At 39.9% G+C, this 14,218-nt stretch carries 15 protein-coding genes and 1 pseudogene; all 16 read right to left on the reverse strand.

The features are described from left to right. Window positions 1–16: 16 nt before the first annotated feature. Window positions 17–913 carry an ethanolamine ammonia-lyase subunit EutC gene (gene eutC / locus Ami3637_RS00845; RefSeq protein WP_162360900.1) on the reverse strand — a complete coding sequence of 299 codons (897 nt, stop codon included), beginning with the start codon at window positions 911–913 and terminating at the stop codon, window positions 17–19. Between the two features lie 13 nt (window positions 914–926). Then, window positions 927–2,294, reverse strand: coding sequence for an ethanolamine ammonia-lyase subunit EutB (gene eutB / locus Ami3637_RS00850; RefSeq protein WP_162360901.1), 1,368 nt, complete (start codon window positions 2,292–2,294; stop codon window positions 927–929). A gap of 206 nt (window positions 2,295–2,500) precedes the next feature. Then, a complete protein-coding gene (locus tag Ami3637_RS00855; RefSeq protein ID WP_162360902.1) occupies window positions 2,501–3,862 on the reverse strand; it encodes a sensor histidine kinase in 1,362 nt (453 codons plus the stop codon). After that, the gene (locus tag Ami3637_RS00860; protein ID WP_162360903.1) at window positions 3,849–4,451 is read right to left on the reverse strand and encodes an ANTAR domain-containing response regulator; all 603 of its coding nucleotides are present in this window, start codon (window positions 4,449–4,451) and stop codon (window positions 3,849–3,851) included. Before Ami3637_RS00860 ends, Ami3637_RS00855 begins: the two co-directional genes overlap by 14 nt. A 35-nt stretch (window positions 4,452–4,486) precedes the next feature. Then, complete coding sequence (locus Ami3637_RS00865) at window positions 4,487–4,729, reverse strand: ANTAR domain-containing protein (protein WP_162360904.1); 243 nt, start codon at window positions 4,727–4,729, stop codon at window positions 4,487–4,489. 104 nt (window positions 4,730–4,833) lie between these two features. Beyond that, window positions 4,834–5,055: a response regulator gene (locus Ami3637_RS00870; RefSeq protein ID WP_162360905.1), complete on the reverse strand. Its 222-nt coding sequence runs from the start codon at window positions 5,053–5,055 to the stop codon at window positions 4,834–4,836. Between the two features lie 209 nt (window positions 5,056–5,264). Next, a complete protein-coding gene (locus Ami3637_RS00875; protein ID WP_162360906.1) occupies window positions 5,265–6,692 on the reverse strand; it encodes an APC family permease in 1,428 nt (475 codons plus the stop codon). Between the two features lie 118 nt (window positions 6,693–6,810). Continuing rightward, the gene (eutM, locus tag Ami3637_RS00880) at window positions 6,811–7,095 is read right to left on the reverse strand and encodes an ethanolamine utilization microcompartment protein EutM (RefSeq protein ID WP_162360907.1); all 285 of its coding nucleotides are present in this window, start codon (window positions 7,093–7,095) and stop codon (window positions 6,811–6,813) included. A 70-nt stretch (window positions 7,096–7,165) separates the two neighbouring features. Beyond that, window positions 7,166–7,813, reverse strand: a complete 648-nt coding sequence (locus tag Ami3637_RS00885; protein ID WP_162360908.1) for a phosphate propanoyltransferase — start codon at window positions 7,811–7,813, stop codon at window positions 7,166–7,168. Between the two features lies 1 nt (window position 7,814). Beyond that, the gene (locus Ami3637_RS00890) at window positions 7,815–9,317 is read right to left on the reverse strand and encodes an acetaldehyde dehydrogenase (acetylating) (protein WP_162360909.1); all 1,503 of its coding nucleotides are present in this window, start codon (window positions 9,315–9,317) and stop codon (window positions 7,815–7,817) included. 441 nt (window positions 9,318–9,758) lie between these two features. Next, window positions 9,759–10,010: pseudogene (locus tag Ami3637_RS18880) on the reverse strand (BMC domain-containing protein); the annotation flags it as partial. Between the two features lie 32 nt (window positions 10,011–10,042). Then, window positions 10,043–10,720 (reverse strand): cupin domain-containing protein, encoded by a 678-nt coding sequence (locus Ami3637_RS00900; protein ID WP_162360911.1) that lies wholly within the window; start codon window positions 10,718–10,720, stop codon window positions 10,043–10,045. A 23-nt stretch (window positions 10,721–10,743) separates the two neighbouring features. Continuing rightward, window positions 10,744–11,292 (reverse strand): BMC domain-containing protein, encoded by a 549-nt coding sequence (locus Ami3637_RS00905; RefSeq protein ID WP_162360912.1) that lies wholly within the window; start codon window positions 11,290–11,292, stop codon window positions 10,744–10,746. A gap of 1 nt (window position 11,293) precedes the next feature. Next, window positions 11,294–12,637 carry a 4Fe-4S dicluster domain-containing protein gene (locus Ami3637_RS00910; protein WP_162360913.1) on the reverse strand — a complete coding sequence of 448 codons (1,344 nt, stop codon included), beginning with the start codon at window positions 12,635–12,637 and terminating at the stop codon, window positions 11,294–11,296. Window positions 12,638–12,662: 25 nt separating this feature from the next. Continuing rightward, complete coding sequence (locus Ami3637_RS00915) at window positions 12,663–12,956, reverse strand: BMC domain-containing protein (protein ID WP_162360914.1); 294 nt, start codon at window positions 12,954–12,956, stop codon at window positions 12,663–12,665. 27 nt (window positions 12,957–12,983) lie between these two features. After that, a complete protein-coding gene (eutH, locus tag Ami3637_RS00920) occupies window positions 12,984–14,198 on the reverse strand; it encodes an ethanolamine utilization protein EutH (protein WP_162360915.1) in 1,215 nt (404 codons plus the stop codon). Window positions 14,199–14,218: the final 20 nt, after the last annotated feature.

Raw genomic sequence — 14,218 nt, forward strand, 5'->3', positions numbered from 1 at the left:
ATCGAAATAAACCTTTTTATAACTGTAAACCTGTTCCGGAAGCCTTCTGCTGAATCATTTTCTTTACTACACCGGCAATATGAGCACCAGCTTCAACTGCGTTTGTACCATTTTTATGAATATTGGAAACAACAGTTCTGTTAGCTTCAGGAATTCCTACATATCCATCATAAGTAATGTAAGCACTCAGGGATGCGTATGTAGCCAGGCCTGGTCTTTCTCCCAGCAGGATAATAGTTACTTTAGGCTTAATCATCGCACTGATAGCATCCATTGCTGGTACACGGGCATACTTTACAAAGAATGGCACTCCTGCGTTAAGGCCTTCAACTTTAAAACCCTGTTCCAATGAAGGAAGCAAATCTTTGATGTTTGCTTCAACTGCAGTACTGGAAAGTCCATCACCTACAATTACCTGAACATCTGGATTCATTTTGCATTTACTCTTAATAGTTGCTTCTGCTTCTTTTGTAAAAAGTCTTCCAAGATCCGGACGAGTCATATATTCATACTTAGATTTGCATACTGTGCTTACAGAAAACAAACCATTCTCGAGAATAAAGTCATCAGGAACATCATTTAGTACCGCATCCATAGCACCAGCATGATCTGCCAGTACTCTTAAATAAGACATGGTTGTATATCTTGGGCCGCATCTTCCCACTCCAAGACGTGCATCTGTTTTAGCTTTGATGCGTAAGTATTCTTCTGGATTTGCTGCATTTGGAATATCAAGATGTTTTGTATAGTCATATGACATTATATCGGGTACTTCTTCATCAGATATTACTGTACTACATGCTGCGCCGGAAAAATTATTGCAGCTTCCACCTGCAGCAGGCTTCTGGTTATTATCACTAGACATCTTTTCTATAATCTGTTGTACCAGATTCTTTAACTGTTCTTCATTCATTATCCGTTTCCTCCTACTTTAAGAAAATAGAGCCGTCACCTGCTAAATCTGTTAATCGGCCATTTTCATCCATTAAACCTTTCTTTATCATCCACTGATGAAATTCAGGTGCAGGTTTTCGGTTTGTCAAGTCACGTAATGCTGCATCGTCATGGAAACTGGTATCCTGGTATGCCAGCATAACGTCATCGCCAAGAGGTACTCCCATATAATAGTTTGCTCCTGCCATAGCAAGCAGCATAGTTGCCATCTGCTGGTCATCCATGGTGATAGATGTATGATTTGTAAAGCAAGGTGCCATACCCATAGGCAGACCTATTAATTTACCCATGAAATGGTCTTCCAGATTAGCTCGGATCATTTCCTTACCGTCATAAATCGTTTCTGGTCCGATAAATCCTGAAACATTATTAACCATGAATGGATTAAAGTATCTTGCGAATCCGTATGTACGCGCTTCCAGTGTCATTTCATCAACACCACAGTCGCATCCTACAGAAACTTCTGAGCCTTGTCCTGTTTCGAAATATAGTAAATTTGGACCTGAACTGATACCATGTTCATAAGCTGCTTTATAGCCTTCATATATTAACTCTTTGTTAACACCAAAGTTGTCATTGGTTAACTGATTTCCCGCAATTGACTGGAAAATCATTGAAAGAGGAGCTCCTTTTTTAATCGCATCAATCTGTGTTGTTATATGTGATAATACAGTAATCTGCGTAGGAATATCATTTTTACGAATAAATTCATATAAAGCATCCGCAATTCTTCTTGTACTGTCCACGTTATCTTCAACCGGATTAATTCCCAGGCAGGCATCTCCACTACCATAGCTGACACCTTCCATAATGCCTAAAAGAATAGTTTCTGGATTGTCTGTGGTACTGTTAGTCTGACAACGGTATGAAAGAGTGCCCGGCTGTCCGATCTCTGTATTGCACCTGGTTGTTCGGTGAATCTTGCTGGCGCCATATACAAGGTCCATTGAGCCCATGATTTTTGCAACAGCAGCTACAACTTCACCTGTAAAAGCTCTTGAAGCTCTCGTTAAATCATCACCTGTTGTATGGTAATCAAGAATCCATTCTCTTAAATCTCCTATTGTCATGGATTTCATCTTGTTATATACCGGCCGGTTCAGACCGTCAATGTTTACTCTGGTAACTTCATCCTGTTCATAAGGAATAGTTGGATTCTCTACTAAGTCTTCAATTGTCAAGTTTGCAAGAACAATTTTAGCTGCAACTCTTTCTGTTTCGTTATTTGCTGCAATTCCCTGAAGACGGTCACCAGACTTTGGTTCATTTGCTTTAGCTAAAACATCGTTAATGTCACGAAATTGAAATGTTTCTCCATTGAGTTTTGTTTTTAATTTCATCTTCTTTATCCTTTCTTTTGAATTCTATATAATGCGTTTTGCCATCATATTCCGAACGCCTATATACCTTAAAGTAATCTGTTCCAAAACAGAACATTAAATATGCAAAAAGCTCAGAAATAGTCATAAACCACTTCTGAGCTCCATCGCCTCAAGCTTTATAAATCTATATTCCGCTACGGAATTACAGACTTTCATATTAAATTTCATTCGATAAAATCAAATTGAACCTTTGTTCCTGAACTTCCAGTATCCACTATGAGTTCGCCGTCTAGCCGTTCTGATACCATAATACTGATTAATTCCAGACCAGAAAAATTCTTTGAATTTTCATTAAGTGCAAACCCAATACCATCATCTTCTACAACAATAGTCGAGTTAACTTCATCTTTCTTGATATCTACCCGAATTTTTCCTTCAGATCTGTTTTTAAAAGCATATTTTAATGCATTATGAATCAGCTCGTTGACAACCAATCCGATAGTTACTGCCCTTTCTCCTGAAACCTGTATCTCATCCCCTTCTATTTTAAAATCAATAGACAGATAAGAACTTGCTTCGGTCTGAATCAGGTCACTACAAATTCTCTTTATCATTTCCCTGATTTCTACTTCATCCTGAAAGGAATCAATGCTTCCTCCCAGAGTAGCCAGTACAGACATTAATCTGCCTGCTGCTTCCTTATAAGCTTGTGCTGCCTCCACGGACTTTGCTTTAGAGGCTTTTTCATCATAGATTCCAGATACTAACTGAAGACTGTTCTTCATTCTGTGCTTTAGCTCTTTATAAGAAATCTTTAATTTATTGTTTTCTTTTTCAAGCAATACAACGTTTGTAATATCTTCTATGATTAGAGCATATCTTACTCCTTCAGAATTCATGGGAATCTTTGTTCCCTGTAAGGTATGTCTGCTTATATTAAAAGTGTTTACTTCCGCTTCTTCAGATTCCGGAACACACCAGAGATTTCCAACATACATACCAAGAACATCGTCTATATATCCTAAACTTTTAAAAAGTACCTTTGCTGCTCTGTTTCTATAACAGATTTTATTTTGATGGTCTACCAGAACAGCTGCATCCCGGATAAATTCCAGTAAGTCTTCCTTTTTGACTGATTCCAGCTTTGTCAGACTGGATGCATCATCCTCACTGTTCTTATTTTCATCTTCAATAATTTTCTCATATATTAAGACTGCGATGACTTTTTCTTTAAAAATAATTGGGAAAGCAGATTGAACTACATTACGGTTATCAGGCACCTGTAGCGCTTTTACTCCTGTCGTCGGCAACTTCAAATGAAAAGTTCTGTCCAACGCAGGTTCATTTTTCCATTTAATCAACATACCTAACAGCTGCTCTTTATATGCAGAAGGAACGACTCTTGGCTTAGCTTCGGCAACAATTACCGTGGTTTTTCCTGTGTATGTTTCACAGTCAATAAAAACATCCGCTTTTTCCTGATCCGCCATCATCTGCATCTTATCAATATACGTTTCTAAATAAGCTATTTCTTCTTCATCCAGATTCGTATATTTATGAAACAGTCTGTAATTAATATCGTTCATTGCTACGCCTCTGACCAACTAATAAGTAATGCGCCACATGCTCCATAGAAATTTGTTTACGTCTGCTCAATTCCCTGATTATTTCATAAGCTTTGTCTTCAGAAACATTTTTATTTTCCATAACTACCAGTTTTGCTTTATCAATGACATCCCTGGTATCTCTTCTTTTTTTCATCTTCTGGATATCTTTATTTAGCAGATAGCAGTCTTTACTTTTGGCTAAACACACCTCAATTGTTGGAATAATCAAACCAAATTCAACAGGTTTAGTCAGATAACCTGATGCTCCAGCCATAATAGCCCGGTCTATATATTCCTTGTCATCAAAAGAAGTTAACATTATAATGCATTTTGCAGTCTTTTCCTGTGAAATAATCTCAGTTACTTTAATCCCATCCATAATTGGCATCTGAATATCAATTATGGCGATATCAGGAGTGTATTCTTTACATTTCTCCACGATTTCCAATCCATTTGGGGCTTCTGCCACAACCTGGTACATAGTCCCTTTAAAAAATTCTTTTAATGAATTTCTGATTTGATTATCATCATCTGCGATAACAACTGTTTTAAGCTGATGGATAGCCATAATGCTCCTCCTACTAACCAACTACAACATAAACATTACAACTTCTTTTCTTTCCCTTCACACAATGCACAAATTATGTTTGCAATTTCTGATATTTCTTTATCGCTGTCCAAACTTAATTTGCTTAAGTATTCCAGTACTTCCTCTTCTGTCATATTGTATTCGTCCATGAGTACATGTGTGGCAAAATTAATGGAACGGTTGTTATAGAATTCTTTTTCCATTTCTTCGTATTGGCTTTGTAGCTTCAACTTTCGTTCATTTCTTGCCAGTGCCATGGACAGGCAGGGGATAATATTTCTTCGGTTTATAGGTCTGGATACAAAACCATCTATTTCATACAGGTCGACTTTTGTAAGGTTTGCAGTCCAGTCACTGTCTATTACAATGATAACCCGGCCAGTTTATGTTCAGTTATATAATGAATTGTCCGTATACCGTCTAAAAGCGGTAAATCCAAGTCAATTAGTAATATATCAGGAACTTCTTTTTCACATTCTAATATTGCCTCTATTGCATTATCACTATCTGCATCTACCACGTATCCTTCTGAAGTAAGCAATTCTTTGATATTAGTCCTGTCTGAACGATCTTTTACAGCCAATAATACTTTATTTTCCAAGTCCTGATGTATTCCTTTCTTTATTATACAAAAAACGCACCCAAATACACAATCCAGGTGCGCTCCATCACGTCATCTCATTCATTATAAACTCACTTCAACGTGTCGTTCATTAGATTTATAATACAATAGGTAAAATATATTGTCAATATATTTCGACTAAAAAGGCTGCAGACATTAATGATATTTTATCAGTTATGATTGTCGTTTACGTGTACGGCACTTACTACCTGCGACTTAACGACGCTGTGCTTTCTTTCATAGGTAGAATAGATGTAAAGTGGTATATACAAAAGTAAAATAACAACTGCTACTATGGTTGAACTCCATCCTGCATCAAGGCTGTTAATATAAATAAGTCCGATTATGTATAGTGGTACATCGATAATCGCAAATATTAATCCAATCCAGCACCAGATACGTGGAAGATTAACACCGTCTGTTTTGTTCAGAGCCTTATTCTTTTCTTTTTTATACTTAACATATGAATACATACCTAATCCATTTGCAATGGAGTATCCAATGGCAGATGCTGCCACAATAGCCGATGGTTTACCCAGAAATAGCAATCCATAATCTAAAATAATAAGAACAATCATAGCATTCTGTGGTGTACCATACTTGTTTTCGTGTCCCAGAATTGCAGGAAGATTTCTCTCTATGGCCATAGAATGCATAGCATGAGAAGCTCCCAAAAAGGCAGTCTGAATAACTGAAACCATAGCAACTATAATTGCTATAATACTTAAAATCACTCCTACCCGTCCAAAACTGTATTTTGCCAGTAAAAGCATAGGAGGTTGTGTAGCATTCATGACACCATCTACCCCAAGCACAGCAATACACGACATCTGGACCAGAATATAGACTACCAGGCACACGATTCCACAGCTGCAGATTGCTTTGAGCACATCTTTCTTTGGATTTCTGTATTCAGGCCCATATACTGCTGCTGTTTCCCATGCACAGGCACTCCACTCTGCCATACCAAATATACCAAATAATAATATTATATGTTTGAAATCAAGAGTGAAATCCGGTGGTATCCAGTTATTAGTAATGTTAGATAGATCTGCACTACCTGAGATAAAAGGTATAACAGCCAAAACAACTAAAGGCAAAAGTGAAATAATATTTAACACATATCCTGCCATTGCACTGTTTTCCAAACCCTTTCTGTCCGTTATAAAAAGACCGAATAAAACAATGGTGCCTACTAACAGGAATAATACTGGTTGTGGTATATCATTTAATTGATTGAAATACCCGGTTAAGAATTCAACAATTGATAATATAAATATAGCCGGTATGGGCCCCCAGCCAAACCAATAGCTCCACGCGCTGAACCCCCCTATAAATCTTGCCAGCTTACTTTCCCCGGATCCCAGGATTTTTTGTGAATAACCCGGCAGACCCGATGCATCTGGAAAATCTACCGCCATTTCTGCATATGCAAGATTTTGAACAAAACCCTGTAAGATGGAAATTCCCCATACAACGATGGAAAAAGCCCACATATAATCAGTAAAATACACTATTGACGGCAATATTAACATTGGAACGCCCAGTGATATTGACAGGCCTGCAACCCAGCTTAGTTTTTTCGAATTATTTGCCACAAATCTTACCTTCCTTTATCATCATTTGTTGTTTTTTATTTTACTGTAAAGTAGAACAAGTCTCTCCCATTTGAAGAGACTTGTTTTAAAGAGATTCTAGAAATTGTAATTGTTCTTCCTATTTTTCCTTTACAGTTGGAAGAATAGTTTCAACTTCAGCATGTGGTCTTGGGATTACATGTACTGAAATTAATTCGCCAACTCTCTGAGCTGCTGCTGCACCTGCATCTGTAGCAGCCTTTACTGCTCCTACATCTCCTCTTACCATTACAGTTACAAGTCCGCCACCTACGAATTCTTTTCCGATTAATGTTACGTTTGCTGCCTTTACCATAGCATCTGCAGCTTCAATTGAACCAACTAAACCCTTTGTTTCGATCATACCTAATGCATCATATTTCATTTTAAAATCCTCCTAAAATTAATATTAATTTTAATTATCTTGTACTTTTCAATAACTTATTCAACACTTTTTATTTTACAATAGTGATTTTTGCAGATGAGCCTAAGCCCATTGCATTCGCTTCTTCTGTGTCCAGATGGCACTCAAGGGCAGAAGCATCATTTGCTCTTACGGCAACATTGCTGTACATACCACCTTTTGGCCCTTCTACTTTAATGCAGACAGTCTGTCCATCCTGCACCCCAAAATGCTGTGCATCTTTTGGTGTCATATGAATATGTCTCTGAGCTACAATCAGGCCTTCTTTCGTCTGTACGGATCCTCTCGGACCGATAACAGTAACTCCCGGTGTTCCTGAAAGATCACCTGAAAGTCTTGCCTGAGATGGAGCTCCAAGCTTGAAACAGTCTCCTGTCAATACTTCAACCTGGGTCTTACTTCGTACAGGTCCAAGTACCCTTACCTTCTCAATTGCACCCTTGGGACCACAGATTGTTACGGTCTCCTTGCATGCATACTGACCTGGCTGTGACAAATCTTTCATCTTTGTCAGCTGGTATCCTTCTCCGAATAAAGCATTTAAATCTGCCTGTGAAAGGTGGATGTGTCTGTTTGAAACACCTACTGGAATTTCATTTGAATCCTGCAGATTCTTTGCAGTTCCATTGCCCTCCAGCGCCTCCAGTAAGAGTTTTAATACAGCTTCACACTTATCCATACTAGTTAGCCCCTTTCATAACACTTACCAGCTGGTTAACCAGACTCATTAAGTCTTCCTGGTTTAAGCTTTGTTCTTTTGATGCTCCTGAACAACTGTTACAACCTGACAGTTCAGGATGGTTAAATGTAGGATCATCAGCTGCTAGAGTGGAGCAGTCTTTTAATCCATATGCCACTCTCTTGATGTTTACAAGGTGCATTGGTGTTACATTTTCTGAAGTTGCACTTCCGCCCCATGTACCACATCCTAATGTAAATGCAGGCATCAGTCCGGTGCTGGCACCAGTACCGCCCATGCTTCCTCCTGTGTTTACAAGAATACGGGATGCTGGCTTTGCAGCAAACTTCATTACTATGTCTCTGTCTTCTGTATGAAGACTCATGGTATGTCCAATACCGTTCTGAAGCAGTGCAATACTCAGTTCGCAGGCTTCATGCCAGTCTTTAACTGTATAGAAAGCAAGTACGGAAGTCAGCTTTTCATAGGAAAGGGGATATCCTTCACCTACTCCTCCCTGTTCACCAATCAGCACTCTTGTGCCTGCCGGAATTGAAATGCCTGCTCCTTCTGCGATTACATCTGCAGATCTTCCAACAAACTTGGCATTCATGCTGTGACCATTTTTAAATAACAGCTTGCAGACCTTTGCAGTTTCTTCTGCTGTCATAAAATAGCCACCCTGCTTCTTGAATTCAGCCATTACGGCATCTCTGTTGCACTCTTCGCAGATGATGGACTGTTCGGATGCACAGATTGTTCCGTTATCAAATGTTTTGCTGGCCATAATGTTCTTTACAGCCTGCTGTACATTTGCTGTTCTTTCAATGTATGCAGGTGAATTTCCGGCTCCTACTCCAAGAGCTGGCTTTCCGGCACTGTATGCTGCCTTTACCATTCCAGGACCGCCTGTTGCTATGATGATTGCCACTTCCTTGGCATGCATCAGTTCATCTGTTGCTGCCATGGAAGGCATGGAAATGCATCCGATACAGTTTTCAGGAGCGCCGGCTTCCAAAGCTGCCTGATACATTAGTTCTGCAGCCTTTATTGTGCACTTTGCTGCGGAAGGATGCGGTGAAAATACAATGGCATTTCTTGCCTTTAAAGCAATCATGGCCTTATAGATTACGGTTGATGTGGGGTTTGTTGATGGAACAATACCCATAACCAGACCTACCGGATCTGCCACCTCAATAATCTTATTTACTACATCTTCCTGAATCACACCAACAGTTTTCATGTCTTTGATTGCGTTGTACAGAATAGTTGCTGCCATATGGTTCTTGTAAGTTTTATCTGCAACCTTACCAAACCCTGTTTCTTCTACAGCCATCTGGGCCAGGCATACTGCATTTTCCTCTGCAACCCGAACCATATTTCGCAGAATTTTATCAATCTGCTCTTCTGTATAAGTAACAAATTTGTCTGTTGCCACTTTACCAAGACGTGCAAGATTTCTCACTTCCTGTACTGAACGTAAATCATAATCAAAATTTTCCATCTTGTGATTCCTCCTTTCTTTTCTTCCTCAGTATATATTGTTTAGTCATCTGTAAGTTTAGTTCTTCCCGTAGTATTTCTTAAATTCTTCCATCAGGATATTCTTATCTGCCTTGGAGATTACTCTTCCTGCAATTCCGAATTCCTTAAACTCACGGGCCAGATTTCTCAGTTTTGTTACTTTCATTTTGTCTAAAACTTCCAGCATCTTTTCCATGCCGCTTTCTTTTACCATTTTATCCAGGTCTTCTTTGTGTATCTCAGTAAGATCAGTATCTTCATTTTCTGTCTGAGAAGCAGGAGTTACTGCAGCTTCAGCTTTTGGCTGTACTTCTTCCCTGTTTTCCATAACAGTTTCTACTTTTTCCTCCGGCCCGGATACTTCTTCAGCAGCTACTATTTTATCTTTTTTTTTTGAAGTTGGATAAATCACTGCTCTTCCAACTTCTTCATGTGGTCTTGGGATTACGTGTACTGATATCAGTTCACCGATTCTCATAGCTGCAGCTGCTCCCGCATCGGTTGCTGCTTTTACTGCTCCTACGTCTCCTTCTATGATGATTGTAACAAGACCGCCCTTTACAAAGACTCTGTCCACCAGCTGTACGTTTGCTGCCTTCAGCATGGCATCCGCACTTTCTATGGCTGCTACAAGTCCTTTTGTTTCTATAAATCCAAGTGCCTGCATCTGCATTTACATATCCTCCTTACTTCCGGTTCTGCCTTTTAGTACGTCGCATAAAATGCTTTCATCTTATTCGGTGAACCAAAGGCTACTTTCGCACCATTCGGGAAGAATACAGAATCTCCCGGCTGTGCTGTATATACCTTGCCGTTTACGGTTACTGTCAGTGTTCCTTCGATGATATGGTACAGCTCTTCACATGCACACTCCCAGTCGAACTGACAGTTTTCAATGGTTATGAACCCTGCATTCATGGAGCAGCCGTCCTCTTTATTGATAATCTCCTGATAAAATACTTTATCGGAAGGATTTCCTGTATCCAGTGCTTCATACTGTACGGTGTTTCCACGGACAATTTTCAGTCCGCAGGCATCATGCTCTGCTGTGTAAGGCTTCCCGCTGCATGCTGCTGTATCCAGCACTCCCTGCAGCAGACCTTTATCTGCTAAATCTTTGAGTACTGTGTAAATCATATTGATGTCAATCTCACCTTCACAGGCTTTTGCTGTTTCTGCAGCTGGTGCCGGAGCCGGTGCTTCACAGGCAGCTGGTGCTGCGCAGCATACTGGAGCCGGTGCCTCTGTAGAAAATTCAACTCCACAGGATCTTGCCGCATCCTTTGCTGACGGAGTTACCAGTGTGTCTTTATCAATATAGAGCACTTTCTGTCCCTGTTTTGCCAGGATTTCAACATCTTTTGCACAAATCAATTTTTTCATTTGTTTCACACTCTTTCATATATTTACAACAAAGATGGTATCAGTCTGTCTGATGGGGAAGGAATTACTTCCGCATTAACCAGCAGACCTTTCTCTTCTGTAATATTCTTTCCTGCTTCGACCCCTGTTTCCACAGCTGCTACATCTCCTGTGAAGGTAAAGAAGGCTTTTCCTCCCAGACCGTTTCCAAGACGCAGTTCCAGTGGTTCCAGTTCTGCAGACTTTAAGATTGCATCCGCAGCAATCACCATGGTTGACATGGAAAAGGATTCCATGATTCCAAGGGCCTGAACTCTCTCAGGCATGGTGGCACCTGTAATAGCTGGAAATACCTCCGGGTGAACGTTTGGTATCACAATGGAATCCACCCAGTATTCTCCTGCTACTCTTTCACCCATCTGTACAGAATTTTCTACTGCTGACACATCCCCATGAACGATTGCTATATATTTGCCAGGACAGGTTGTGCTGGCTGTAACAATCTCTACATCTGAAATCTTTACCATCTGGTCTGCTGCGTAAATACCACGTGCAATACTTGTAAACTCTACCATTCCTATTGCGTTCGCCATATTAATCCCTCCTTATTGCAATATAGTCATTTCCGCATTCTGTTACTGTTCCGGAAATACTTGCATGAATTGTAGCTCCCAGACTTTCTTCCGGAATTTTTCCGATCTTCTGGCCTGCCTGTACATGTTCTCCTGTAGAAACTACAGGGACGGCAGGGGCACCTACATGCTGTCTTGTGGCTATATGCACTATTTCCGGATTCATGGAAATATCTGTCATCGGCGCCGGTTTGTCAAAATCATGCAGTCCGATTCTTGCTATCAGCCTCTTGCTTGGTACCAGACGGTTTTCCCTTACACTTCGTGCTTCAAATACTTCTTTATCCGGCTTATATCTTAAGCCCTGTTCTGCTAACTTTTCTCTGAAGAAATTATTAGCGAATTTTGGATATAACCCTATTGGACAAGCGAACAATTCGCATAAGTTACACTGGCAGCATAACTGACCTACCTTCTGGGCTTCCAAATCATTTGGTGCATTTGAATTTGCCGCATACATTAAGGCCCTCATCATCTTATGCGGCTGTGTAGCATGTCCCAAAAGATATCTTGGACACATGTCCGTACACATTCTGCACTGTTCACAGGTTGCCCTGTTGATTCTCTTTGCCTGTTCTTTTGATGCGCTTTTTCTTCTGATCAGCGGATGGGTCTTCTTCAGGATTACAAAGCCTTTATTCTTCTTTGTTATATATCCCCCGATTTCCGTCATCACAGGCCCCATCATAGGACCTCCGTCTATTACCGCATAATCATCAAAATTCTCTATGCCACTTAGCTTTAAGACATCCAGTATCGGGGTTCCCACCGGTACCTTTACCGTCATACGGTTTGGTACATCTCCTGCTATGGTGACATATTTTTCTGTTACTGCTTTTCCTGTGGATGCATAGTAGATATTTAATGCTGTTTCTGAGTTTACTACCACACATCCTACCTGGATTGGTATACCGGCTTCCGGTACCACCCTTCCTGTTAATTCATATACTAATACCTGTTCATCCCCTGCTGGGTAGATGTCCGGAAGAACTCCTACTTCTACATATTCTTCCAGCCTTAATGCCTTAATCCTATCCTCAAGGATAGTAATTACTTCTTTATGCTTTCCTTTAATTCCTATTATGGCTTTTTTCGCACTGACCTGTCTGCCTGCTGCTTCAAAGCCTTTTATTATCTCATCGGGAAACATTGCCATCAACTGCTGGTCCACTCTTAAAAGTGGTTCACACTCAGCTCCGTTAAGAAGTATATATTCCGCTTTTGATGCTAACTTTGCATGAGTAGGAAATCCTGCCCCACCTGCACCAATTATGCCGGCTTCTTTTACCATATCAAGAAGACTCATTTTATAAACCTCCTATAAGTATTATCTAATTATTTTCCCAATTTCTTTTTATATTTTCCAGTGCCTCTTCTACTGCCGCTGTTTCTCCAAATATTGCCAGCAAAATCATATTCTGTGGGCAACTGCCCTTAATTTCTTCTACTGTAACCCCAACAGCTTTTTCAGCTATATCAGAGGCAACAATCATTTCAATCATTTTACCCTGTACAAGTCCCACCGCATCCAAGCAAGGAGGAAGCGTATTGGCTCCAGTACCTTTTCGTCGTAAAAGAATATTGATTGTTCCCTCCGATGGGGATTTTATAATACGAATATCCATTTTATATCATCCCGCAAAAGCAGTTTATTAAGCTGCTGCTTCTTCTGCAGCCTGCTGTGCCTCAATTTGCCTTGCCTTAGGTACAGAAATCTTTGTTGCGATATAAACTGACAGACAACCTGCGATTAATTTACCAGCTAAAACAGGTAAAATCAGAGTAGGCTGGAAGTTAGCTGTGAATGATAAGTGGTCACCTATTAAGAATGCACTGCATACTGCAAATGCCAGACATTTAACTTTATCTTCTGCTTTCATATCACCAATCAGTTTGTATAATGCAATAGCGTTAGCTGCACCGGCAAGTATACCTGCAACAGCATTCTTGGAAAGTCCAAACACTTTACCAACAGCTTCCAGTGGTCTGCCTAAGTATTTTGTAAGAAGATATACCATAGGGAAAGCACCACACAGCATTATACCAATATATCCTGCAATTTCCAGAGCTCTGTTACAGTCTGCCTGGTCCGCAATAATTGGCTGGAATCCCCATGCGCCAAATATTTTTGAAAAGATTCCTGTAAAGTATTCAATGATGCATAATGTAAGAACCAATGTAAGTGCACAGTCCATCACTTTTCCGAAAACAGCAAAACCTTTAATCATTTTATCTGGTATAATCATAAGACCAATAGCAATAGCTACACAAATAATGATAAGTGGAACTAAGTTTCTGAATATCAGTAGAAATGTTAATGACAGCTGATATGTTGAGTCGCCACTTGTTGCAACTGCATCTCTGACACATGGATTTGTAAGAGCGATAATTGCACTTGAAATTAAAACGCCTACTGGAATCATTAGAAAACCCGACATCATTCCAAGAGCTAAATAAGGTCTGTCTTTTTTCTTTAACATCTTTAAAGCAACTGGAATGTTATATACGATTGTTGCACCTGCCATATAGCCTGTTATTTCTGCCATAATCCAGGATTCTCTTGTCTGAGCCAGTGCGTCAGCCAGCTGATATCCACCCATATCTACAGCGATAAAAGTTGTGGCTGCCATTGCAGGGTCCGCACCAACGGCCTGGAATGCAGGGCCAAATACTGTTTTAATTAAAGCTGTTAAGTATGGTGCAGATGCCATTACACCTGCTACGGGAATAAAAATAGGACCTATTGCATAAATACCTTCAAGGAACTGATTACCCAGTTCACTTCCTTCTTTAAATATGTAAGCTAAACATCCACTCAGGGCGCAAGCCATAATAATATAAACAACTATGTTCCCAAATAATACCATTATTTACCTTCTCCTTTTCT

This window comes from Aminipila terrae (assembly GCF_010120715.1).
GTDB lineage: Bacteria > Bacillota > Clostridia > Peptostreptococcales > Anaerovoracaceae > Aminipila > Aminipila terrae.

Coding starts and splice junctions, on each gene's coding strand:
- Ami3637_RS00905 (WP_162360912.1), bottom strand. CDS start 11,292: ATGGCGAACGCAATAGGAATGGTAGAGTTTACAAGTATTGCACGTGGT.
- eutM (WP_162360907.1), bottom strand. CDS start 7,095: ATGAAATATGATGCATTAGGTATGATCGAAACAAAGGGTTTAGTTGGT.
- Ami3637_RS00910 (WP_162360913.1), bottom strand. CDS start 12,637: ATGAGTCTTCTTGATATGGTAAAAGAAGCCGGCATAATTGGTGCAGGT.
- Ami3637_RS00855 (WP_162360902.1), bottom strand. CDS start 3,862: ATGAACGATATTAATTACAGACTGTTTCATAAATATACGAATCTGGAT.
- eutB (WP_162360901.1), bottom strand. CDS start 2,294: ATGAAATTAAAAACAAAACTCAATGGAGAAACATTTCAATTTCGTGAC.
- eutH (WP_162360915.1), bottom strand. CDS start 14,198: ATGGTATTATTTGGGAACATAGTTGTTTATATTATTATGGCTTGCGCC.
- Ami3637_RS00865 (WP_162360904.1), bottom strand. CDS start 4,729: ATGGCACTGGCAAGAAATGAACGAAAGTTGAAGCTACAAAGCCAATAC.
- Ami3637_RS00885 (WP_162360908.1), bottom strand. CDS start 7,813: ATGGATAAGTGTGAAGCTGTATTAAAACTCTTACTGGAGGCGCTGGAG.
- Ami3637_RS00860 (WP_162360903.1), bottom strand. CDS start 4,451: ATGGCTATCCATCAGCTTAAAACAGTTGTTATCGCAGATGATGATAAT.
- Ami3637_RS00890 (WP_162360909.1), bottom strand. CDS start 9,317: ATGGAAAATTTTGATTATGATTTACGTTCAGTACAGGAAGTGAGAAAT.
- Ami3637_RS00915 (WP_162360914.1), bottom strand. CDS start 12,956: ATGGATATTCGTATTATAAAATCCCCATCGGAGGGAACAATCAATATT.
- Ami3637_RS00900 (WP_162360911.1), bottom strand. CDS start 10,720: ATGAAAAAATTGATTTGTGCAAAAGATGTTGAAATCCTGGCAAAACAG.
- eutC (WP_162360900.1), bottom strand. CDS start 913: ATGAATGAAGAACAGTTAAAGAATCTGGTACAACAGATTATAGAAAAG.